Below are 21,640 nucleotides of genomic sequence, written 5' to 3'. Positions count from 1 at the left end.
TTCTTGTAACCTTATTCCCGATTTGATGATGTCGCTTACGGATATTACAAATCATATTCCTGTCAGCGTGTCTGGAGCAGGAAAAATAATGAAGATGTTTATTATTTTATTGGGATTTCAAAGAATGAAACTGACAAAAATTGGCGCGACGCTTATTTTGACTTTCTGTGGCGCGAGCGCGGCGATGGCTTCTAACACTATAACGTTTAATGGAACCGTGCTGGATCAGGGTTGTGATATTGCCGTTGACGGCGGCACGGCGAATGCGACCGTAGACCTGGGCTCAACGGCAGCAACCGATCTCGCCGTCAAAGGCGACCTTGGTGCGCCAAAGCAGTTCGTTTTCGATCTGAATAACTGCCCAACCGGCACAACGGCCAATATTGTCTTCTCCGGCCAGGTCGATCCGGATGCGGCAGACCCATCCTACTTTGCCAATACCGCGGGGCTGGGCGCCGCAACCAACGTAGCCGTACAGCTGAAGCAGGGCGGTACTAACGGCACCATCGTTGAAAACAACGCGGATAACGATCCGATTACGTTTACCGATGGTTCGGCGAGCCAGACCTATACCGCACAGATGATTGCCACCGGGCAGGCCGTCTCCGGTGATGTTAACGCTGTTGTCACCTATAACGTCCGCTATAACTGATCCCGCAGGAGGGGTGACCCTCCTTTTCTGTATGTGAGCGCATTATGAAACCCATCGCAGCTGCGATCCTTTGCGTGGCCAGCGCCGCCAGCCTGAACGCGTCCGCCAGTATCGTTACCGGAAGTACGCGGGTTATTTTTGACGGCTCTCGCCAGGCCGCCTCGTTGTCCGTTGAGAACTCGGACAAGGTCACCAACCTGGTACAGTCGTGGATTAGCCCGGCCGAGGGCAGTTCGCTAAAAAAAGAAAACATGATTATCACGCCACCGCTGTTTCGTCTTGAAGCCGGAAAGAAGGCGTCGATTCGTATTGTGCGTTCAGGTCTGCCCGTTCCGGAAGATCGCGAATCGCTGTTATGGCTAAACGTAAAAGGTATTCCGGCCACGGACGGCAGCGAAAGTAAAAATACGATGCAGATTGCCATCAATTCGAAAATTAAGCTGATTTATCGCCCGGCCGCGCTAAGGGGACAGACGCCGGAGTCGGGCGCGGAAAAGCTTAAATGGAACATGGCAACGTCTGGCCTTGTGGTAAATAACCCTACACCGTTTTATATGAATTTTTCGCGTATTGAAGTTAATCATCATGCGCTAAACGGACAATATTTTGTGGCGCCATTCTCCACGCTGAATATTTCTGAAGGCAACATGCCGCCGCATGGCGAAGTCACCTGGTCGCTTATCAATGACTACGGCGTAAAAGGTCAGGACAACGTCTCTTCATATTAATATCGGCACGGCAAGTATCCCGCAGGGATACAGGGTCATAATGGAAAAAAATAAACCTATCTACGTCCTTACTTTAGGGCTCGGGCTTAGCATTGTTTTCAGCTCCCTCAGCGCCAGCGCTCAGGAACATTTCAACCCTCATCTTCTGGAAACGGACGGCGCTGAAGCACCAAAAATGGATCTCAGTCTGTTTGCCAGGGATGAGGTGCCGCCCGGAGACTACAACGTTGATATTTACCTCAACGGCAGTCTGGTTGACAGTAAAACCCTCACTTTTCGTCCATTGAAAAGCGCCTCGTCGTCAGAAAGCGTGGGGGCCTGCCTCAGCGTTACCCAGCTTAAAGCCTGGAACGTGCGGGTAGATAATTACTTCACCGAGCTGGACAAAACCAGCGAATGCGTTGACCTCTATACGATTCCCGGCGCGAACGAAAAAATCGATTTGGCCCGGCAGCGTTTTGACCTGAATCTTCCTCAGATAGCGTTGTTTAACACCGCGAGAGGGTATGTTTCGCCGGAACGCTGGGATGAAGGGATTAATGCCGGATTGCTGAACTACAGCGTTTCAGGCCAGCAGGATCTGCATCATCGCAACGGCGCGGACAGCAGCAGTCAATTTATGAGCCTGCAGCCGGGCGTTAATATCGGCGCATGGCGCTTTCGTAACTATTCTACCTGGACCCATTCCGAATCTGAGAATAACTGGGATTCCGTGTATACGTACGCCTCGCGAAATATCAAATCCCTGAAAAGCCAGCTGCTGATTGGTCAAAGCACTACCCGCGGCGGCATATTTGATAGCGTCGGTTTCACCGGCATACAGATGTATTCGGACAACGATATGAAGCCGGACAGTCTGCAGGGCTTCGCTCCGGTGATCCGCGGAATTGCGCGTAGCAATGCGGAGGTCACGGTGTATCAGAACGGCCACAGCATCTATAAAGCCACCGTTCCGCCGGGACCGTTCGAATTCAGCGATATGTATCCGACCGGAAGCTCCGGCGATCTGCAGGTAGTCATCAAAGAGTCCGACGGGTCGCAGAGTAGCTTTATTGTACCTTACGCTACGCTGCCCGTGTTGCAACGAGAAGGTCAGGTTGAGTATGGCCTGGTGGCGGGCAAAACGCGTCAGGACGGTTCAGGTTCGCGAGCGGAAGATTTTAACTTTATTCAGGGTTCGGCCGCCTGGGGCGTCGGGAAAGGCGTAACGATATACGGCGGCTATATTCAGGCGGAGAACAAATACGCCAACCTGATCGCCGGAACCGGTTTTAACCTGGGTAGCGCCGGGGCGCTCTCGGTGGATGTTTCCCGGTCATGGGCGGATATTCCGCAGCCGGACAACATGCGTCAGCAGGAACACCATAGCGGACAGTCGTATCGCGTGCGTTACAGCAAGACGCTCCAGCAGACCAACACCGATATTGCCGTCGCCGGCTATAAATTCTCTACCCGCGGTTATCTGTCGTTCCAGGATTTTCTCAATGACTGGGATCCGGGTAATAGCACCGTTGATAATGGCCGGGAGAGAAACCGCTTTGACGTGACGGTCTCCCAGACGCTACCTTTCGGCACGCTGTCCCTCACCATGTATGACGCCTCGTACTGGAACAGCGAACATGCGGACTCCGTAAACCTTGGCTTCAGCAGTATGCTGGGGCCGGTATCATATTCGTTCAACTATGCCCACACGAAAAACGTGAACGGTAGCTACAGCAACGATTCCGCTGACTACGAAGATGATAACGTCTTCTCGCTTAATCTGAGCGTACCGTTCAGCGCCTTCAGCCACAGCGAGGCGGCCCGTTCAATTTCGGCGAATTATTCAATGAACAGCAGTAAAAACGGTGACACCACGCATAACGTGGGGATGTCCGGTACCGCATTGCAGGATAACCAGCTCAACTGGCAGGTCTCCGAAGGGTACAACGCCGATTCCGAAGCCACCAACGGCAACGTCACCGTCGGCTATCAAAGCACCTATGCCGATATGTCTGCGGGCTATAGCTACGACGATTACAGCCGCCGTCTGAACTATAGCCTGCGCGGCGGCATGGTTATGCATAGCGACGGCATCACCCTGGCGCGACAGCTCAACGATAGCGTGGCGCTGGTTGAAACGCCGGGGGTTTCCGACATGCCGGTTAGCGGGCAGACCAACATCCATACCGACCGCTTCGGTAACGCGATTGTGCCGTACGTGCGTCCATACCACAGTACCCAGATATCTCTTAACACGGTGGATGCTGGCGAAACGTCCGCTGCCATCGATAACGTCGCCAAAACGGTGGTGCCGACCAAAGGGGCGGTGGTGCGCGTGAAGTACAACACCTGGATTGGCCATAAGGCGATGATGACGCTGACCTATAACGGTAAACCGGTACCGTTCGGCGCAATAGTGACGCAGACCAGCGAAGATTCGGATGACACCCGCAGCAGTATCGTCGGCGACGGCGGTGAAGCGTATCTGGTTGGCCTCGCAGAGAGAGGGCGCTTAACGGTCAAATGGGGCGAGGGGAGAGATAAACATTGTCACGTCGATTACTCGCTGGTCGGTGCTAAGACGCAGGCCGATATTCAGTTTATCAACGGGGTTTGCCATCCCGAAACGGGAGAACGCTAATGTCACGACTTGTTCAACGTTTCAGCCTCGGCCCGGGAATTGCGGGCTGTCTATTCATACTGGGAATATCGTCAGCAATGGCATTCACCGACCGCAGCGACATTCCGTTCCGCGTCACTGGGAACATCATAGAGGGATCGTGCAGCGTCACCAAACCGGAGGCGGTCGATCTGGGGAAGTATTATTGGAAAGATTTTGCCGTCGCGGGCGGGAATACGGGAAACGTGCCGGTAACCATCGCGTTTGACAACTGCACCGCAGGCTTGAGTCAGGCAACGGTGACCTTTACAGGTGCGCCCTACGCGGAAGACCCGGCCTATGCTTCGGTCATCTATGCCAACCAGGTGGCGGCAGAGGCGGGCGGTGCGACGGATGTCGGTTTGCAGCTGTTTATCCGCGACCGGGAACATCCCATCAGCGGCGTCGCGCTGGGTAACGGCGTAAGTTATCCGGTCACGCTTGAAAATCAAACCGGCGAAATGACGTTCACCGCCCGTATGTATACCCCTCATGGCACCCCGGGGCCGGGGGCGTTCAGCAGCGCGGTTACGCTGAATGTCGTTTATAACTGAGCATTAATGAGCAGGCAGAACTTATGTCAACGTATTTGTATTATTTCGTGTTACTGCTGGGGATCATTCCACAGTTCGGCTATGCGGCCTGTAATCGTGATAACGGGGACGATGTTTCCGTCACGACGATCCCATTACCCTCTAAGCTGCTGGTCAGCGCAAAAAATTACACACCTGGCGAGGTGCTGTACGATTCCGGCTATATCAGCGGGACGGACGGAGACGTCACGATTAAAAACTGTAGCCGGGATTATTACGTCGGCTTTCACTATAACCCGACTAATTTAGCCTCGGCTTCACCCGTTGGGGATAATATTTATCCCACCACGATCCCCGGAATCGGCATAAAGACTTATACGATTAATCAGGCCGGACCTTATGATAATGAACGCCCCATTGATAACTCATGGCAGTCCGGCGATGGCGGGAGCGGCCATACGCTAGTTGGCTCAGCCTACCGCGTACAACTGATTGCGACGGGAGGCCCCATTCCGAGCGGTAGCCTGGCGCTGGAAAGTGGCAAACTGGCAACGGTAGAGTTCCGTGAGGGGCAAAGCAGTTCAGAGAAGGGCGATAACGCTTCAGAAGTATTTCTTTCCAATACCCGAATCGAAGTCTATGCGATGGGATGTTCTGCCTCCGTTTCCTCCCTGCTATTTACTATGGGCGACGTGGATGCCTCGGTATTTGATAACAATAAAACGGTGGAAGGACCGGAGCAGGATGTGGGGCTAACCTGTCAACCGGGCACTAACGTCACGATGACCATTAACGGGACGCCTGCGCAGGGAGACAACGCCAGCGGCGCCGCGATCGCCCTGGATCAGGCTGAATCGGGTACCACGGCAACCGGCGTGGGTGTGATAATTTCAGCCTATCAACCCGCACTACAGACATTTACTCAGTGGGCCCTGGGGGTGGAGGTGACAGCTTTCGGCTCTGACCGGGTAAAAGCGGCGTCACAAGGAAGCGGTCTCGCCGCCGATGGCACTGCGCTGGCCGATATAGGTTCCGCAACTGCCTATGGCGATCCGGCAAATGAAGGCGGTGCAGGCGAGTCTGAAACCTTGCGATTCAAAGCGTGGTATTACAAAACCGGTGACGTTGTCACGCCAGGGCAAGCTAATGCTTCTGGTACTATCACGCTCAAATATAATTGATGGTGTATGACATATCAGGGGTAAGTGCTGCGGTGTATTTTTTTATAACCCGGCGCTGCCCGATTGTTTCTCATCCATGTAGATTTTCTTCGCGACCAATCATTATCATAACGAGGCTATGGCAGGAGAGGTTGGGTTAATGCAGTTACTCATCTGAATACCTCATTTAACATAATATACATTATGCGCACTAACGTCTGGTAACGAGGATTGTAGCCAGATTGGTGCAGTCAGTATTTGGATTGTATTGCGCTCTCTGATTCAGATTAAGATCTTCCAGGTATAAGCTCTCACTGTGTTCGAGGGATTGTGCTCATTGTGATTTATTCATTCACTCAACCGATATCATCAAAACCTGTTTCGTCTTTTAGCTTGTGTAAGCCTCTGCATTAGCTGGATGTGATTCTGTTTACTGAAAAATGGAATGTATCTCTTTTGCTTCGGCTATGTGCCTGCTTCGGTATAAGTTGGTTTTGGAATCGCTAATGACCAGATTTCTCAGTGCTCATTATTTTATTGTCGGAGTCCCTGACTGAAGAGTTAAAGCAAATGACAATAGCGTGATTTGACCTGAGCTGTTCTGAGGCTTTAGCTGTTTTTGAATTCACTCTCTGATGGATCCGTTGCCCAGAGTGAGGCTTTACTGCAAGAACCTTCTTACGCTGGTGAAAATCCAGCAAACCATGGCTTAATAGAAGCTATTGTTTACAATTCGATGATTCTGGATACTGACAATTGTTCTACAATTGCGACTGCCTGTTATGCACCAGATTCTGGTTTGGCCATCATGCCCTGTCGGGTATATCAGACCTTGAAGATTGTAATTACTCATTAAATTTTATAAAGAAATGGCTGGATTTCTAATGTCGTTATTTTTCTGGAAAAAGAAAGATATTTCTCATAGTGTGGCAATCGAAACCATCACACAACTTGAACGTACATTAAGCAAGCAAAACAAACAGATACAGGAGTTAACCAGGAGTATCAGAAGCCTGGAAGCTTCGCGTGAGATACAGAATAATAATCACCTTGCGATAAAAAACCAACTATATACACTCACCTCAAACGTAAAAACAACCTCACAATCTGGACCAGAGTTGGGTGAGCAACATCAAAAAATTCATGAGTTAACCAGAAGAATCAATGAGTTTAACTGTATTGTGCAACGTTTGAGTGCCAGTCACTCAGAGTGTCAGGATGTAGTTAGTCATCAATCCAATCAATTCACGATGGTTATTGAGAAACTGTCTCTTGTTGAAAAGAATATTCAGGTTAACCAAATAGCTTATCTGCAAATTCAGGATGCCCTCCACTCTTACCTTGGCATGAACGAATCAGAACTCAAAAACAGACGAGAGGAGCTAGTTACACAAGCAGAAAGAATTAAGCGGCTTTCTAAAGAGTTAGGGCGGTACGAAAAATACAAAAAGTATGTAGCGATCGATGAGGAATTGAAAAGCGGTTGTATATATAACTCTTCTGCCAATAGCATAGGCTCACCTTACGATAAATAAATACTCCACAGCTTATAAATAAAATTAGATAGTGGCCCGTTCTATATGTGGTTTGCCCCCCTCGCTGGTCATTATTATTTTTCATGGGATCCCCTTACTGACGCTGATCTTCGTATGGGTACAGCCGGCGGGAACGGTAGCCAGCAAAACTGAACAACAAAAAGCCGCAAGCAGTTTCCCGCTTGCGGCGACAGGTTCGATAATGATGTGCTCTGGCGATCAGGCCGCTTTAACCGCTCTGATTTTTTTACTGCCAGCTGCCTCTGACTCTGTTTTATCTGTTGCAGTGGCGGCAGTGAGATCCGGCAGCTTGCTGGTACGCAAAATATGCTGCACGGCCTCTTTCTGCTCAGCGAGATACAGACCAAGATTTTCAGCCTGCGTTTCATCCATCTGCATTTCGCTTTGCAACAGCCAGTCGGTGAACGCTTCTGCCAGGTCGAGCAGTTTGTCGTGCGCGTCAGCCTCTTTCTTACTGGCAAATGTCATTTTCTCTTCACCTTTTCTTACGACAACAAATTTTGTTTCAACAGCCATTATGCGCCTCCTACTGTAATTATATACAGTATAGCAGTTCCAGGGCTATGTTGCAGCCAAAATATGCTTACATGTCGTGGGGTCAGTCTTCTGGCTGTCGCTGAGGCATTGAGCAGTGACGCAGCCCTGATGACCGGAAAAAGCTCAGGTTGCACTGATCCCCATACTTGAAGAATTTCGCGAACGCTACATTGACTGGATTGTAGAAAGGCTCGCCGGGCAGCATTAACCCGGCACGAGGTGAGTTGATTACAAACGACGACCGCGAGCCCAGTAGGCCATAAAACTGATCGTCTCTTTCGACAGGTTTCGCTCGCCGGTCAGATAGCGTCGCAGATGCTTGACCGCGCTGGATTCCGCAGCCACCCAGCCGTGGAAGCGGTTATCGCTTTCCGCGCGATCCCACAGCAACTCTCCTTCTGCTTCTTCCCGAAGGTCCTGGCAGTTGGCTTGCGCATATTCTGGCAGGGTCACGTGCTGTTTTACGGCCTGCAACAGAGCTTCACCGTAGGGGGCGCCTGTCAGTTCACGTGCCAGCCAGTGTATTTCTGCAAAGTCATAGTCGCTGAGATCGATACAGTCGCCCTGCTTTGGCACTTCGATGAACACCTGTATCTGCGGGGGCATATCACGCTGTGCGAGCTGCTCCAGAATCCCTTTTACTGCCGGCCAGGCCGTTTCATCCGCGATGATCAGACCCCGTTCTGCATGAGGATGCGGTTTCCACTCGTAGCCCCCGCTGTCATTGGGATAGTCACGGTTGGGCGCCACAATCTGAAGTTCATCGCCAGGTTGTGCACCCATAGCCCAGGCGGATGCCGGGCCTTCGGTGCCGTGCATCACAAATTCCACCTCCATCTCACTGGCCTCAACATCTACGCGGCGCAGGGTATACGTGCGCGGGACAGGCCGTATGTCTTCAGGCAGAGACCGGAGTTGCTCCCACCAGCAACCTTCTGACGTCAACGCTGAGGGGGTGCCATTCAGCGACGGGAAAAGCAGTTTAATGCGCTGATCCGGTGCGTCTGTTTTCATATGACGCACGTCGTCACCTTTGAACACGCAGCGCAGCATGGAGGGGGAAAGCACCTCTTTTCGCGCCAGTTCTACATTAAACAAGCGATAACTCTGCTCAGCCGACATACCCTCACCTTAAAGCGCATCGCGAATATTTGTGAAGGGCCGATAGTAGCAAACGAAGATGATAATGAGAATGCTTATTGAAAAGGTAAGAGCGCTGAGGTGTTCACTAACGTAATGAGGATTTTCGCATTAACTGAAAGGCTTTTTTTTAACATTTGAAAATCAAATAAGATACACTGGCGCCCATGTAGTCATTACCTGGTAACATTTTGTACGGGCGCATTCGTTTTATCTACCCTGCTGCATGGCTGGCATTGCTCTCAGTAGCCATGCTGTTCGTTGCGCCTGTCATATCTAAATCCTTAGTCCACCAGCCCGCCTGCCCGCCGTCAGTCACAACGATAACCATGTCCGATCATCATGGTATGGCGATGTCAGACATGCACCACAACATGGCGATGGCAGAACCTTGTGAGCAAAACTTCACATTGGTTCATCGCCTGATGGCAGGGTCTGCTATGTCCCCCATGGAAGAAATAGCCTGCGGGTACTGTCAGCTATTGATTCATCTGCCATTTGTCCCGTTGGTCCTGACAGGGCTGCTCTGGCTGGTGATACTCTGTGCCCGCATACCTCTTTCTCTGCCAGCAATTCTCTCACCCGTTTTCCGCGCATGGGCACCTCAACGCGCCCGCGCGCCCCCTGCTGCCTCTGTTAACGAACCCGGAGACTCTGCCGGCGTAATATCAGTGTGACATTCTGATCGGTCCCGTTTCGCAAGGGCCGGATTATTTTCAGAAGATATGAGGAAAGCGATATGTTGAAAATCCTGAAGACCCCGGAAGGGAAAAAATTTCTTATTGCCGTGGCGATGATCTTTGTCATCGCGGTATGTGTGGTTTCAAAAGCAGCATTCCAGGGCGTGGAAGATCAGTACAATCTGCCGATGGAAGAGTGGGAAGTCTCCCTGTTTATTATTCAGGGCGCATGGGTAGCTATTTACAGTCTCATGTTCACAATTGTGGGTTCATTACCCTTCGGATTTTATTTCCTGGGCCCGAAAGATGAAAAAGGTTAACAAGCTCTGATACCTCAAATGTGCCGGTGCTTTCAGCGCTGGCACAGCCAAATTTAAGGCATCACCCCCCTCTCCTTCATCCTCTTTCAAGCGCCGCAATAATAGCGGCTTCTATTTTTTCCGGCGTGGAGATCGGTGCAAAACGCCGGAGCGGTTTGCCGTCGCGTCCAACCAGGAACTTAGTGAAGTTCCACTTGATTCGCCTACCCAGCACGCCGGGCAATTCGTCTTTCAGGTAACGAAACACCGGGTGCGTCGCGGGGCCGTTGACCTCCACTTTTTCGAACATCGGGAAGCTCACACCGTAATTGATATGGCAGGTCTGAGCAATGTCATCGGCACCGCCGGGTTCCTGCTTACCGAACTGGTTACAGGGGAAACCAAGCACCACCAGCCCCTGGTCGGCATATTTTTTGTAGAGCATCTCAAGACCTGCATATTGCGGCGTAAAGCCACAATGGCTGGCAGTATTCACCACCAGAACCAGCTTCCCCGCATAGTCGGCCATCGAGATGGGCTGGCCACGCAGACTGGTGGCAGTAAATTGATGAAAAGTGGTCATTGGGCATACCTCAAAGCAGAACCCCGTCGGAATAAGACTTCATAGTATGACGTAATCTGAGATTAGGACGTCACAGATTGATGCACATTCTGCAAAGGTGTTTATTGCATTAGGGCATTTTTCTCATGTCTTTGCAGGCGTAACCTGCATCGTCTTGATAATCAGAGATTAATGACTATGCAACTCATATTAATTTTAATCGTCATAGCTGGCGGTATGGGACTGTCCGTTGAAGCAGGATTGCTGGGGCCGCTGGGTGGAGAGGTCGGTGATTTATGGGCCACATTCAGCGTGTTTGGCGTGGGGGCAGCCCTGACGTTTCTGCTGATGCTGTTTTTCAGTCCTCGTAACAGTCCGTCGTTTTTTTCGCAACCTTCCTGGCAGCTTTTGGGTGGTGTGCTTGGCCCCATTTACGTGATTATTCTAACCATTGCGACGCCAGCGATCGGTATCGCCATGACGATGATTGGGATCCTCGCCGGTCAGGTTTTTAAGAGCCTGATTATTGACCACTATGGCTTGCTGGGCACGCCACACCGGAAAATAGACAGTAAACGCCTCATCGCGCTGGTTTTTATCATTGCCGCGCTGGTTCTTGTTGCACAGGGTTAAGGTAACGATATGACAATTATGATGATTATATTAGCGGTTATCGGTGGCGCCACGCTGAGTATTCAGGCCGCGATCAATGGGCAGTTGGGCAGTAAGGTTGGCGTATTCAAAAGTGCCTTTCTTACCTTTTCCGTAGGAGCGCTGATTACCGGGCTGCTGATCTTCTTCTTTGAACCTGAGCATACGACCACGCTGATGGATGTCCCTAAATGGCAGCTGCTGGGCGCCATGTTCGGTGTGCCCTATATCGTCATTATGGTGCTGGCGGTACAACGTATTGGTACTGCTGTCGCCACGGTCGCGGTTATTTTCGGGCAGTTGACCATGAGCATGCTCATCGATAACTTTGGCTGGCTGGGCAATGAGTCCATTCCCTTTTCAATGAGCCGGCTGGGTGCGATTGTCTTCCTGGGTATCGCTTTGTATTTCATCTACTCCAGCAGCAAAACGCAAACCGCCCCGGCCAGAGACAGGCAACATCAGGCCACCGCAAAAGAGTAACGCACGGAATGCCGCTGCCTGGCAATGCGCAGCGGCAAAAACATTACAGCGCCTTATCCCTGAACAGCGGGACGTTGCATGCGCCAGCAACATGCTCCAGATAGCCGCTGAGGTAATCCGGATACGGGAAATCTTTCACGATGGTAAGGGAGTTCAGGACCGGGAAAAGATAAAAATCCGTGATGCTTACGGGATGTCTGGCGCGCAAACAGGCCTGGATTTTATCGAGTTCATCCACCAGCGTATCGATATAAGCCTGACTGTTTGCCATCAACGCATCCAGGTCGCCAAACGCTTTTATCTCACGCTGGGTATAGGCTTCGCGGGCTTGCGGGGTTGATAGCTCTTTAAAATCGGCCCGGGTGAAACGCGGGATCGCCAGGTTAAACACGGTGCGCGTGTTCTCTTTGCACCAGGCGTCAATCAGCGGGTCGCATTCGCCTTTTATAACCGGCGCACCATCAAGCTTATCGACGAAGTGGACGATATCCATGCTTTCCGGCATGTATACGCCCTCTTCTTTTTCCAGTATCGGCACCACCTTTCGGCCCACCATACGGGTTGGCGTGTCGACATCGCCTTCCATAATGACGCCCAGCTCAAAAGGCACTTTTTTAAGGCCGAAGATCATTCTCGCACGGATACAGAACGGGCAATGCTCATAGACATATAATTTCATAGCGCTCTCTTATCAGAACAGTTCGTTAACGGGGGGACTACGCAACAGTTTTCAGATTAACATTAAATAGTTAGCACTAATAATAAGTCAGCGTATAAGTCGCAACCGCATTAACCTGCCCGGCCGTCACGCGGCGTTGCGTCTGGTAGTAACGCGCCCGCAGAGGGATCGCGTATTGTCCCTCTGTCGCCATGCCCATATCCATTTCTTTGTTAAATATTACCGGCGCATTCTGGTAAAGCAGCTGAACGCCAATACCCTGGGCCCGGTCATGACTGGCATCGTTTTTTAGCACGCCCTTATCTTTGATAAATGTGGATTCATTACCCTCCAGGCGCAGCTTTACCCCTACGGCACTATTACAATCGAGCTGTAACGCAAACGGCATGTCACCTGCAGTGTCACCCACTCGCTCAAACTTATTCAGGTTGGTTGGCGGGAGTTGCACCGTGGTAGGCGATGAGGCGCTCAGGGTACAGGCCCCCACTTTGATTTTCCCCTGAATCTCTATAGACGCCACAGCGGTATTGCCTGCGAACAGAAACGGGTTAGCACGGTAATCCAGATCGCCTGATGCCACCGCGGATGCCGTTTTCAGCAGTTCGACTTTGACCTGAAACATTCCCATCCGAAATGCATTGTCAGATTGTCCAGCAGGGGTGTGAACCCTTGCGGTAAAAGGCACGGTCGTCATTCGCGCCGGAAAACCGCCATAGCCGCTAACGGCACGTAGCGATATTCTGACGCCCAGACCATTCAGGTTTGTCGGGTAAATTTCAGGGGATTGCGCCACGCCCGACATAAAAGATTTAAAATCAAAATCCCTGTCGTCATGTTGTCCGTTATCACAGGTTACCCACTCCTCGCTGCCATCACCGATCTCATTCCATGAAAACGTCTTACTGTAGACTGGCGTACCGGGCAGCGTGTTTGCGTGAATCACCCGGTTACCAACATCGACTCGCAGCGTCGACGCTTTCCCCTGCGCCAGAAAAGGGGTACATGCCATGGCATGAGTCATATGAAGCAAAACAAGTAATAACCACCCTTTAAAGCGGTTGGTGAAGGTTAAGAAGTACATGAAAGACTCTGCTGTAAAATGAGAGGTGAAGATGAGGTCAGAGCGGGTGATAAATCATAGTGCGCAATACATTGCTGGTCAGCAGCGGTTCCCCATTTCGCTTTAAGACGCCCCGCCTTGCGCAGCCCTGCTAAATAAACCTGCCCATCGTTAGCGACAATCCCCTGAGATCTATCATTATCAAGGGCTGTCACCTGAGTGCCAAACGGCAGAGGGTGGCTATCTTTTTTCATGATAAACAGCGCTTTATAACCCACCCGGGCGCTAAAAAACGCCATTACAATCGCATCTTTTGTGGGAACCGTCGTCACCGAACTGTTAGTTAAATCAACGTTAGCAGGCAACGCATGGCTATCCAGTGAAACGGTATTACGATGGTAGGCCGTCGCAAAAGGCAGCACGGCATAACCGGCGGCATTGGTCCTGATGGTCTTTTGATTTTCCAGCGGCACACCACCAGCCCCATTGGCATTGACTACTATTACGGGGCCATCCATTTCCTGAGAGAACACCACCCCATGCCGGTGCATCAATACGCCACCGCTGGCGCCGTAGCTGACCCGTGTCATCTGACTATCTTCGCTATAGCTGGCATTCAGTGCGCCCTGACTGCCCGTGTATCCCAGCGATACATCACCGCTTTGCCCTGCCTGACTGTCCGTACTTTTCTCCACGGAATAGCTCAGGGATCGGTCGTCGAACAGCGCACCGTTAATACCGAGCGTTTGTGTGACGCCTTTTTTTTGCGATGAAGAGGTGTTGTAGCTGACATAGCTATCAGGGAGAAACGTCGCCAGAGGAACCGAAAGCGACAGCGACATCACGTTGTCGTTATCTTCCTGCTCTGAAGAGTGTGTGACACTGTAACCCAGGGACCATGAAACTCCGTGAAACGCACTGCTGATCCCCATGTTTGCCGTGCGTTGCGCGCCTGTCCCTGACCAGTATTTATCCTGATTCAGGCTGAGGAATAATGACACGCTGGAGGCGACCGTCTGATTAAGTGTCACCTGCAGCGTTGATTTTTTGCTTTCCTCATCCCAATCATCATCTTCAACCGCAGCCGCATCGGCCAGGGAAGCATAACGATCGTGGGAGTAGCGCCAGGCATCGATCCTGACCAGGGTGCCAAGTTTTTCAAGCCCTTTTGTGTATTGCAGCTGCCAGGCTCGCCCGGAGCCCTGCGCCACGCCGGAACGGGCATCCGACGCCAACAGCTGAAGCGATAATGCTCCCCATTCCCCCAGCCCTTTACCCATGCCTAACGAAATATTGCGATACTGTTCTGCCGCCTGAAAACCGCCAAAGCCCGTAATCGCGTGATCAAAACCGCGCATTAACGAAAACTGCGTCATCAACGGCTGCCGGGTCGTGCCACTGGCATAATATCGCCCGGCAATCAGCGTATATTTCAGATACCCTTCGCGCTGCATCTGATTTACCGAAGAATAAGGCTGGTAAAAGCGGCGGACCTCACCGCTGGACTCTTTTATCGATACCTCAAGATCGCCACTGTTTGCCATGGGATAGAGGTCGTTGATCACAAAGGGCCCGGGGGTGACATAGGTTTGATATAAGACATAGCCATTTTGCCGTACGGTGACCCGGGCATTACTTTTTGCGATGCCGTGGATCACAGGCGCATAGCCTTTTTGGGAATCAGGCAACATCTCATCATCAGAGGCGAGGCCAATCCCCTGTACCTGTATCGGCTCAAAAACATCGCCCGAAGTAAACGCATCTCCCAGGGTCAACTCGCTTTTCCAGCGCTTAATATCGCGTTCCAGCCAGGTGGCTGAACTGCTCCAGTGCGTCTTATCATCGCTATTGCTTGTCAGGCTTCCGTTCGATCGCAGGCGCCATGCGCCCAGGTTGGCGCCATTCTTCATCATTAAATAATTGTCATTTACCCTACCGCCCCGCCTGTCCCGCTGGCTGGCACCGGAATAGCGATAGTTAAGCTCAACCGCATTAATACCTTCATCCCATTGCGTAACAGGGACGTCACCACGCGCATGCTGGTTCATTAGTGCCTGGGGAATCGTCAGTTTCAGCCTCTGATGCTGAAAATCAAAGGTAGTACGACTGTCCGGCAAGACATTCGCCAGGTCGAGACAGGCAGCAGGCTTTTCGCTGTCGATGTTATGCGCCAGAACAGCCGCATTGACCCCCGCCCTGAGCAGATCCTCTGATGTCAGACAGGGAACCAGGGTTCCATTATCGCCATGATGAAAATCGACATCTTTAGAGGAATCGATGCTGACATCATTAACCATCCAGTCGACCAGATAATGGCCTTCGGGTTGGGCATGAGGGGAGCTGAAGCGACTTAAATCAACCGGCGGTAAATTTTCATTTTTTTCCAACAGGTCAATATTAAACGCTGGCTGCGCCATAGTTGGCTGGCAATACCCCCCTGTTACAAATAACAGATAGCCAAGAAATTTCAGGGAAATACGCCAGCGGCTCATGGTTAGAACGTTTAGCGCGCAGCGAGAGAAGAACTAAAATGCTCAGGCGCGCCAAAGTCATCCAGCGTATTCCATGAAATGTTGTGCGCAGTGCCTGCCGACGGAACCGTATAATCCTGGCTTCCTCCCGGTGCCAGAACGCTATGGTCAACGGAGGTTTTAACCTCCTGGCCGCCACAGTTGAAAGAGGTTACGGTGACATAGTAAGGGGATGGGTTCACCGCATGTAGCTGATTGCCATTTTTGCTCCAGTGAAGATTTTTCGCGGCCTGAAGCGACGAACCCGGTAAGCCGACAGGTCGGTAAATCAGCTTGAGTTGATTCTTAATCGCAAACTGTAAAATATTCGTGTTCGTCCCGCCCGCATTTTCAGGGATGACCTTAATATTGAGAATAAAAAGCGTTTCTTTATTTTCGGCAAGCTGGCCGGTGGTCTGAATGACGCGTAAATCATTCGTATTACCGGCATCAAGACGAAATAATGGGGGTGTAACAATGAAAGGAGATTTGTTGTTATCGCCGATGTCACTTACCCAACTTTGAATCAAAACGGGAGCGTCGGGATTCGTATTCTGCACAGAGATGTCAGCTTCCTGCTCGCTTGACAGGTAAATCAAGCGGGTTCCGCCGATAGAAACCCCACCCGCAAATACGGGGGAGCAAAATAATATCATAGCGGACGATAAAAAAAGTCTTTTCATTTTAATGTGGGGATTCGTTAACAGGTTTACAAAAAGTAAAAGAGCAGAGTTCATCTGCTCTTCCCATAGATGTAGAAAGCTCAATAATAACTATTCGTAATTAATATCAATGTTAGCTGTTGCATTGATATTGCCGGCAGTGACATCAACAGACGAATCACTTTTCAGATCGGCAAGAAAACCAAACGTGATGTCGCCATTGTCATCAGCCTGTTTGGTGTCGGTTTTTACCTGCCGATCAAAAGTAAGCTGTGTACCCTGGGTCGAGCCATCATCGCTGGAGTACACCTCGATGCCTACGCCTTGCGCCACACCATCACCGGCATTCATGGCGAGTACTCCATCAGCTTTGCCGTTGGCATGGGTATCAGGCGTACCCTCAAGACTAATACTGACGTTTTGCGCTGTCGGGCAACCCTTCAGATGAATTTTAAACGGAGTTTGCGCTGTTGTTTGCTCATGTGATTTCAGTGCATCCATGTTTACAGTACCGAAATTGACATTCACATTGCCGGAATTATCGGCGATTTGACAGGTTTCACTAATGATCTTACCAGAAAAGTTAACGGTGTTAGCATGGGCCGAAATACCGGTAAAACATAAACTCAGGATAGCGCCGGAAAATAAAATTTTAGTCTTGGATTTCATTTTTATAGCCTATTAAAAGACGAATTAAGTTATTACCAAACAATAATAAATTGCATTAAAATATCAAATAGCAGGTAAGATGATTCTTGTACCCGTAAAAATTCCGGAGGAGTATAAAAAATAAAACTGATTGGCAAAATCAACAAGATGTTCTGATTTGTAAGCTTTGAAGATATTTGGTGTATTGCAACATTGATGCAACAGCAAATATACAATTAAATTCTCCAGGCTGATAATAACTGTTTTTATCGTCGATGATGGAAAATCAATCATTCGCTAATTAATTCAACATAAATAGTTTGCCAGGAAACTACTTTGCAGTAACCTGTGATTCAGGCAGGACGTCTGATTTTTACGGGTTTACCCAGCCGGCAGCTATTGGATTATTTTCCATACCTGTTTGCCGGTAACTCAAGGAGAGAGAAACATGTTGATTCGGCATACCGCTATTTTTTTTGAACTACTCGCATTGCTCGTTATACCGGCTATCAGTAATGCCTCAACATCAGGCAAGCTGAATTTTTCCGGACGTATTTTTATAGTGGGATGTTTAATCGATCAGCAGCATAAAAGCGTGCAAATCCAGTGCGGAAAATCGCCCCATCCGCAACGCATTACTCTCGCATCATCCTCCCGTTCAGTCGCTGAGTTCGCCCTGCCAGACAACCGAGGCGAAGCATCCGTCCTGTGGTTAAATAAACAGCACACCGAAGCCGACCTGATCGTCAAATATCGCTAAGCGCCGAAGCTAAGATGGCCGGGCTCTGTTAACGATCCACATCCCGGCAAGCATCGATAAAACAAAAAGAACCCCCTTCCCTGCGCCCGCCCCCACGAGTACCAGAGACGGACCGGGACAGATACCCGCCACTCCCCAGCCCAGGCCAAACAGGATCGCACCAGCAACCAGCGCCCGGTCTACAGACCTGTTTTTTGGCAACACAATGGGCACGCCGCATAAAGCCATTTTTCTGTTTTTGATCCGCGCAAAACCGACTACCCCCACCGCAATCGCCCCAACCATCACGAAGACCAGCGAGGGATCCCAGGCGTGAGACAGGTCCAGAAAGTTCAGTACTTTTTCCGGGTTCGCCATGCCGCTTATCAGCAGACCCACGCCAAAAATCAGGCCACACAGAAATGCAGTCACGATCAGCATCATCGCCTCCTCAACCCAGCCAGAAACCGATCAGCGTGGCGGTCGTAATGCCGACAGCCATGAAGGTCAGCGTGGCGACCAGGGAGCGTTTAGAAAAACGCGACAACCCACAGACGCCATGCCCGCTGGTACACCCGGCACCCAGACGCGTTCCTGCGCCGACCAGCAGGCCGGCAACAATAATCAGCGGCCATGAGGTCTCTACGCTGATCTCGGGTAAGGAAAAGTACAGGCTATAAAGCAGCGGGGAGCCGATAAGACCCGCTAAAAAAGCCATCCGCCACCCTTCCGTTCGCGTCTGTTTCGTTAGCATGCCCGCCAGAATGCCGGAAATGCCTGCAATACGTCCGCAAAAGTGGATCAGCAAAACGGCGGCAAACCCGATCAAGACTCCACCCCCGAGGCTGCTCAGCGGCGTAAAGTGAGAGAGATCTATCGTCATGGTTGAACTCCTGCCCGTGGGCATCAGAGGGCATATAAAGTGTTTTAGCATATTGTCGGCGCGGCCCGTCAGCCACCTGCAAAAATAAAAAAACCGGCAGAGACTGACGTCCCTACCGGTTGGCAATATCAGGCAGATTTAGAACTGGTAGCTGATACCGGCCTGCACGCTGGCATCGTTATCCACGTCTCCTGTACCGAAGTAAACGCCGGTGTTAAGGGAGAAGTTATTGCCGATGGTGGTGTTGATCCCCGCGCCAAAGATGCCCATGGACGTGTTATGACCGTCCGTATTGTGATAATCCGCCGCTTTGAAGTCGGTATTATCGCTGAACTCGGTCTGGTAACGGGCATCCACCCACGGATACAGCTCGACATTCTTGTTGAGATCCGCCAGTTTGGTTGTAACACGCATACCCAGGCTGGTGTTCCACTGGGAAACCTGGTTTTCGCTGAAGGTCACCTGTTGATCGGAGAAGCCTTTCTCATCGGCTTTATCCCAGCCTAAGGTGGCATACGGCTGGAGGACGGTTTCACCCGGCAGCATAACGTTAACCCCGGTACGCAGCTGGGTGGTATAGAGATTACCATCAGCAGAGCCGCTTAAGGCCTGGGTCATGCCGCTGGTGTCAGTTTTGCTGTTTTTCGCCGACATGGAGTAGCGCATATCGCCGTAACTGAAGCTGCCATCCACAAACATGCCCCACAGATTGTCGTGCAGTGCCTGCTGCCAGCCGCCGTAAACGCTGTAGTAATTGCCGTAAACAGTATCCTTGAAGCTGTCCGCTCCGCCGCTGTTGCTCTGGTCACGGCTGCGGGTCCAGGCCAGCGCCACGCCGCCGGTCAGGCTGTCGCCGTTATCCAGATGAGTTGTCCAGTCTACACCGCCCTGTACGCCCTGAGTGATGTCCTGATAATCAACGTCATCGCTGTAATCACCGTGGTGATAGAGGAAGTCACCCCACAATTGCGCCCCGTCGGCCACGTGCCCATACAGGCTTTGCAGATGAACCTGATCCAGACGGTTAGCCAGATCGTCAGTAACCATGCGGCCCGCCTGTTTAGCGGCATCCAGACCGGCAATCGCGCCCTGTACGTCACTGGCGAGGTCGCCACGGGCGCTGTTGAGCAGAACATTATAATTGCTCGGGGTGGCTGTCAGACCGGCACTTTTACTCAGCTGTGCCGCTTGCTCAATGTTCAGGGAATCATTGTAGTTGTAAGCGCCACTACGGCTTTCGACTTGCTGTGAACCGTTGCTGAACTGGGCTTCGACGGCATCTGCCGGGTTTCCGGCGGTAGAGAATGTCGCAATCTGAACGTTTTTCTGATTCAGCGTGGATGGCGAAATCTGGGTCACCAGCAGGCTGTTATTGGTCCCGGTCACGTTACCAAAGTTTACCGTACTGTCGGAGGTCATGGAGACCTGAACGTTGCTTCCGGTGGTATCCGCCGTCAGATTAGAGCCATTCTGAATCGTCCAGCCGGTATTGTCGTTTAACTTATCGATGTCGATGTTGTTATCCGAGGTGGTATTGATGGTTTCAAAACCGCTGATCTTACCGGTAATAGTACTGTTGGCATCCATTGACAGCTCATCGGTACCTTCTCCTGCGTCTACATTGCCGGTAACAGAAGAGTTGTTGGTCAGTACGACGGAGTCATCCCCTGCGCCGGTGGTAATATCGCCATTGACGGTGGCATTATTCAGTTGCACCGTGGTATTACTTTCATCGGCAGTAATAATATTCCCGTTCAGGGTACTGCTATCGAGAGAAATTTGCGCCGAGGAGGTTGATGAGCCATTTCCGACAATGGCAATCGATCCATTCACCGTGGTGCCGTTGGTCAGCGCAACAGTGGATGCCTGCTCACCGTAGATCCCCATTGCCAGGGTTTGTCCCTGAAGCGAGGAGGTAACACTGTCCGCATCGGCATTACCAGCATAAGCCCCTTCAAAATAACCTTGCAGCGTAGCGTTGGTTTCATTTACCGTCACGGTGCTGTTATCAACGCTAATCGCGTTGTTACTCTTAGTAAAGGCGTAAATACCGCCGTTAACGGTGCTGTTCCCGGCAACGTTAATATTGTTACCCCCACCGACCACGGTATAAATATCGCCGCCAAGCGTACTGCCATTTTCAATATTAACGGTATTTGTGCCCTCATTTTCACCTGAATCAACAAAAATTGCCGCGCCGTTCATATAGGATTTATTACCCGCGGTGGCATGCGTTGCGGCACCATAGGTCAGGCTGTTGTTTTCACCGGTCAGCGAGGCATTGTTGATGTCGATATTAACGCTGCCGTTATCGCCTGGCTCATTGTTCCCGCCCTCAATCATGTCGGTGGTGGCACCATTCTGCAGAGTAATATTCTTCGTGCCGCCGTAATTGGACTGAATAAAGGTCCCGCTCATATTGGTGCCATCTACCGTCAGCGACTGTGTATCTTCCTGATGGTTATCCCACAGATAGATGGCATCATTGCCGTTACCGGTGCTGTTGGTATCGGCATCATTGATATAAGCAGAGCCATTATCGTTAACCTTCCAGGTCGCCGTGCCGTTAGGGCCGCGATAAGTGGTGCTCTGGAAACCACAGGTGCTGGTGGGTGTAGCCGTTGTTGAACAATCCGCAGCGACGGCGTGAGCGGATAATGCAGTCAGCGAGAGTAAAATACATTGTGAAAGCAGTGTACGGCGAGTGTAATAGCGCATTTTTATTTCCCTAAGATGGTGCTTATAAATAATCGGACGCAGGGATTTTTACGCAATTAACCTCGATTAAGAATACTCTTAGCGTGCGCTATTTGTAATATTGCTTTTACCTTTATTCG

General features: G+C 50.9%; 22 protein-coding genes. 11 read left to right on the top strand and 11 right to left on the bottom strand.

All coding sequences use genetic code 11. The features are described 5' to 3' along the window. The first annotated feature begins 124 nt into the window (after nucleotides 1–124). The 6 genes from MXM41_RS01615 to MXM41_RS01590 all read left to right on the top strand — a co-directional run bounded on the left by MXM41_RS01615 (nucleotide 125) and on the right by MXM41_RS01590 (nucleotide 7,249). Nucleotides 125–652, top strand: a complete 528-nt coding sequence (locus tag MXM41_RS01615) for a fimbrial protein (RefSeq protein ID WP_325929493.1) — start codon at nucleotides 125–127, stop codon at nucleotides 650–652. A 44-nt stretch (nucleotides 653–696) separates the two neighbouring features. Beyond that, nucleotides 697–1,380: a fimbria/pilus periplasmic chaperone gene (locus MXM41_RS01610; protein ID WP_325929492.1), complete on the top strand. Its 684-nt coding sequence runs from the start codon at nucleotides 697–699 to the stop codon at nucleotides 1,378–1,380. 40 nt (nucleotides 1,381–1,420) lie between these two features. Then, nucleotides 1,421–4,003 (top strand): fimbria/pilus outer membrane usher protein, encoded by a 2,583-nt coding sequence (locus tag MXM41_RS01605; RefSeq protein WP_325929490.1) that lies wholly within the window; start codon nucleotides 1,421–1,423, stop codon nucleotides 4,001–4,003. Then, complete coding sequence (locus MXM41_RS01600) at nucleotides 4,003–4,575, top strand: fimbrial protein (RefSeq protein WP_325929488.1); 573 nt, start codon at nucleotides 4,003–4,005, stop codon at nucleotides 4,573–4,575. The genes MXM41_RS01605 and MXM41_RS01600 overlap by 1 nt, the downstream gene beginning before the upstream one ends. 23 nt (nucleotides 4,576–4,598) lie before the next feature. Next, nucleotides 4,599–5,735: a type 1 fimbrial protein gene (locus MXM41_RS01595; RefSeq protein ID WP_325929487.1), complete on the top strand. Its 1,137-nt coding sequence runs from the start codon at nucleotides 4,599–4,601 to the stop codon at nucleotides 5,733–5,735. 863 nt (nucleotides 5,736–6,598) lie between these two features. After that, complete coding sequence (locus tag MXM41_RS01590; protein ID WP_325929486.1) at nucleotides 6,599–7,249, top strand: hypothetical protein; 651 nt, start codon at nucleotides 6,599–6,601, stop codon at nucleotides 7,247–7,249. A 219-nt stretch (nucleotides 7,250–7,468) separates the two neighbouring features. On the opposite strand, the gene MXM41_RS01585 is transcribed toward MXM41_RS01590, so the two are convergent. Next, entirely contained in the window at nucleotides 7,469–7,786 is a 318-nt protein-coding gene (locus MXM41_RS01585; RefSeq protein ID WP_325929485.1) for a YebG family protein, read from the bottom strand. A 249-nt stretch (nucleotides 7,787–8,035) separates the two neighbouring features. After that, on the bottom strand, nucleotides 8,036–8,929 hold the full coding sequence (locus MXM41_RS01580) for a siderophore-interacting protein (RefSeq protein ID WP_325929484.1): 894 nt from the start codon (nucleotides 8,927–8,929) through the stop codon (nucleotides 8,036–8,038). A 269-nt stretch (nucleotides 8,930–9,198) separates the two neighbouring features. Here MXM41_RS01580 and MXM41_RS01575 point away from each other — a divergent pair, with 269 nt between their 5' ends. Further along, nucleotides 9,199–9,624 carry a DUF2946 domain-containing protein gene (locus MXM41_RS01575; RefSeq protein ID WP_418936769.1) on the top strand — a complete coding sequence of 142 codons (426 nt, stop codon included), beginning with the start codon at nucleotides 9,199–9,201 and terminating at the stop codon, nucleotides 9,622–9,624. Nucleotides 9,625–9,686: 62 nt separating this feature from the next. After that, on the top strand, nucleotides 9,687–9,947 hold the full coding sequence (locus MXM41_RS01570) for a DUF2534 family protein (protein WP_325929482.1): 261 nt from the start codon (nucleotides 9,687–9,689) through the stop codon (nucleotides 9,945–9,947). 76 nt (nucleotides 9,948–10,023) lie between these two features. Here MXM41_RS01570 and MXM41_RS01565 read toward each other — a convergent pair whose 3' ends face one another. Continuing rightward, nucleotides 10,024–10,509, bottom strand: coding sequence for a glutathione peroxidase (locus tag MXM41_RS01565; protein ID WP_325929481.1), 486 nt, complete (start codon nucleotides 10,507–10,509; stop codon nucleotides 10,024–10,026). A 177-nt stretch (nucleotides 10,510–10,686) separates the two neighbouring features. Between MXM41_RS01565 and MXM41_RS01560 the strand changes: the two genes are divergently transcribed. After that, nucleotides 10,687–11,121: a DMT family transporter gene (locus MXM41_RS01560; protein WP_325930816.1), complete on the top strand. Its 435-nt coding sequence runs from the start codon at nucleotides 10,687–10,689 to the stop codon at nucleotides 11,119–11,121. Nucleotides 11,122–11,130: 9 nt separating this feature from the next. Continuing rightward, entirely contained in the window at nucleotides 11,131–11,622 is a 492-nt protein-coding gene (locus MXM41_RS01555; RefSeq protein ID WP_325929480.1) for a DMT family transporter, read from the top strand. Nucleotides 11,623–11,665: 43 nt separating this feature from the next. On the opposite strand, the gene grxB is transcribed toward MXM41_RS01555, so the two are convergent. From grxB to MXM41_RS01530, 5 genes are all read right to left on the bottom strand, one after another. Next, complete coding sequence (grxB, locus tag MXM41_RS01550; RefSeq protein ID WP_325929479.1) at nucleotides 11,666–12,301, bottom strand: glutaredoxin 2; 636 nt, start codon at nucleotides 12,299–12,301, stop codon at nucleotides 11,666–11,668. A gap of 76 nt (nucleotides 12,302–12,377) precedes the next feature. Next, nucleotides 12,378–13,310, bottom strand: coding sequence for a fimbrial protein (locus MXM41_RS01545; RefSeq protein WP_325929478.1), 933 nt, complete (start codon nucleotides 13,308–13,310; stop codon nucleotides 12,378–12,380). A 59-nt stretch (nucleotides 13,311–13,369) separates the two neighbouring features. Beyond that, nucleotides 13,370–15,853, bottom strand: coding sequence for a fimbria/pilus outer membrane usher protein (locus MXM41_RS01540; RefSeq protein WP_325929476.1), 2,484 nt, complete (start codon nucleotides 15,851–15,853; stop codon nucleotides 13,370–13,372). A gap of 11 nt (nucleotides 15,854–15,864) precedes the next feature. Beyond that, nucleotides 15,865–16,554, bottom strand: a complete 690-nt coding sequence (locus MXM41_RS01535) for a molecular chaperone (protein WP_325930814.1) — start codon at nucleotides 16,552–16,554, stop codon at nucleotides 15,865–15,867. 90 nt (nucleotides 16,555–16,644) lie between these two features. Next, entirely contained in the window at nucleotides 16,645–17,202 is a 558-nt protein-coding gene (locus tag MXM41_RS01530) for a fimbrial protein (protein WP_325929475.1), read from the bottom strand. Nucleotides 17,203–17,629: 427 nt separating this feature from the next. On the opposite strand from MXM41_RS01530, the gene MXM41_RS01525 reads away from it, so the two are divergent. Continuing rightward, nucleotides 17,630–17,941: a hypothetical protein gene (locus MXM41_RS01525; protein WP_325929474.1), complete on the top strand. Its 312-nt coding sequence runs from the start codon at nucleotides 17,630–17,632 to the stop codon at nucleotides 17,939–17,941. 9 nt (nucleotides 17,942–17,950) lie between these two features. Here the strand turns inward: MXM41_RS01525 and MXM41_RS01520 are convergent, their stop codons facing one another. The 3 genes from MXM41_RS01520 to MXM41_RS01510 all read right to left on the bottom strand — a co-directional run bounded on the left by MXM41_RS01520 (nucleotide 17,951) and on the right by MXM41_RS01510 (nucleotide 21,521). Further along, on the bottom strand, nucleotides 17,951–18,361 hold the full coding sequence (locus MXM41_RS01520) for a DUF6691 family protein (RefSeq protein ID WP_325929473.1): 411 nt from the start codon (nucleotides 18,359–18,361) through the stop codon (nucleotides 17,951–17,953). 10 nt (nucleotides 18,362–18,371) lie between these two features. Then, nucleotides 18,372–18,803: a YeeE/YedE family protein gene (locus tag MXM41_RS01515; RefSeq protein ID WP_325929471.1), complete on the bottom strand. Its 432-nt coding sequence runs from the start codon at nucleotides 18,801–18,803 to the stop codon at nucleotides 18,372–18,374. A 138-nt stretch (nucleotides 18,804–18,941) separates the two neighbouring features. Beyond that, nucleotides 18,942–21,521, bottom strand: coding sequence for an autotransporter domain-containing protein (locus tag MXM41_RS01510; protein ID WP_325929470.1), 2,580 nt, complete (start codon nucleotides 21,519–21,521; stop codon nucleotides 18,942–18,944). Nucleotides 21,522–21,640: the final 119 nt, after the last annotated feature.

The organism is Leclercia adecarboxylata, from assembly GCF_035787115.1.
GTDB classification, from domain to species: Bacteria; Pseudomonadota; Gammaproteobacteria; order Enterobacterales; family Enterobacteriaceae; genus Enterobacter; species Enterobacter adecarboxylatus_E.
This window is presented reverse-complemented; position numbering and strand designations above follow the sequence as displayed.

Excerpts from the sequence above, each read along its gene's own strand:
- MXM41_RS01615 (WP_325929493.1), top strand. The coding sequence starts at position 125 with ATGAAACTGACAAAAATTGGCGCGACGCTTATTTTGACTTTCTGTGGC.
- MXM41_RS01610 (WP_325929492.1), top strand. The coding sequence starts at position 697 with ATGAAACCCATCGCAGCTGCGATCCTTTGCGTGGCCAGCGCCGCCAGC.
- MXM41_RS01605 (WP_325929490.1), top strand. The coding sequence starts at position 1,421 with ATGGAAAAAAATAAACCTATCTACGTCCTTACTTTAGGGCTCGGGCTT.
- MXM41_RS01600 (WP_325929488.1), top strand. The coding sequence starts at position 4,003 with ATGTCACGACTTGTTCAACGTTTCAGCCTCGGCCCGGGAATTGCGGGC.
- MXM41_RS01595 (WP_325929487.1), top strand. The coding sequence starts at position 4,599 with ATGTCAACGTATTTGTATTATTTCGTGTTACTGCTGGGGATCATTCCA.
- MXM41_RS01590 (WP_325929486.1), top strand. The coding sequence starts at position 6,599 with ATGTCGTTATTTTTCTGGAAAAAGAAAGATATTTCTCATAGTGTGGCA.
- MXM41_RS01585 (WP_325929485.1), bottom strand. The coding sequence starts at position 7,786 with ATGGCTGTTGAAACAAAATTTGTTGTCGTAAGAAAAGGTGAAGAGAAA.
- MXM41_RS01580 (WP_325929484.1), bottom strand. The coding sequence starts at position 8,929 with ATGTCGGCTGAGCAGAGTTATCGCTTGTTTAATGTAGAACTGGCGCGA.
- MXM41_RS01575 (WP_418936769.1), top strand. The coding sequence starts at position 9,199 with ATGCTGTTCGTTGCGCCTGTCATATCTAAATCCTTAGTCCACCAGCCC.
- MXM41_RS01570 (WP_325929482.1), top strand. The coding sequence starts at position 9,687 with ATGTTGAAAATCCTGAAGACCCCGGAAGGGAAAAAATTTCTTATTGCC.
- MXM41_RS01565 (WP_325929481.1), bottom strand. The coding sequence starts at position 10,509 with ATGACCACTTTTCATCAATTTACTGCCACCAGTCTGCGTGGCCAGCCC.
- MXM41_RS01560 (WP_325930816.1), top strand. The coding sequence starts at position 10,687 with ATGCAACTCATATTAATTTTAATCGTCATAGCTGGCGGTATGGGACTG.
- MXM41_RS01555 (WP_325929480.1), top strand. The coding sequence starts at position 11,131 with ATGACAATTATGATGATTATATTAGCGGTTATCGGTGGCGCCACGCTG.
- grxB (WP_325929479.1), bottom strand. The coding sequence starts at position 12,301 with ATGAAATTATATGTCTATGAGCATTGCCCGTTCTGTATCCGTGCGAGA.
- MXM41_RS01545 (WP_325929478.1), bottom strand. The coding sequence starts at position 13,310 with ATGGCATGTACCCCTTTTCTGGCGCAGGGGAAAGCGTCGACGCTGCGA.
- MXM41_RS01540 (WP_325929476.1), bottom strand. The coding sequence starts at position 15,853 with ATGAGCCGCTGGCGTATTTCCCTGAAATTTCTTGGCTATCTGTTATTT.
- MXM41_RS01535 (WP_325930814.1), bottom strand. The coding sequence starts at position 16,554 with ATGAAAAGACTTTTTTTATCGTCCGCTATGATATTATTTTGCTCCCCC.
- MXM41_RS01530 (WP_325929475.1), bottom strand. The coding sequence starts at position 17,202 with ATGAAATCCAAGACTAAAATTTTATTTTCCGGCGCTATCCTGAGTTTA.
- MXM41_RS01525 (WP_325929474.1), top strand. The coding sequence starts at position 17,630 with ATGTTGATTCGGCATACCGCTATTTTTTTTGAACTACTCGCATTGCTC.
- MXM41_RS01520 (WP_325929473.1), bottom strand. The coding sequence starts at position 18,361 with ATGCTGATCGTGACTGCATTTCTGTGTGGCCTGATTTTTGGCGTGGGT.
- MXM41_RS01515 (WP_325929471.1), bottom strand. The coding sequence starts at position 18,803 with ATGACGATAGATCTCTCTCACTTTACGCCGCTGAGCAGCCTCGGGGGT.
- MXM41_RS01510 (WP_325929470.1), bottom strand. The coding sequence starts at position 21,521 with ATGCGCTATTACACTCGCCGTACACTGCTTTCACAATGTATTTTACTC.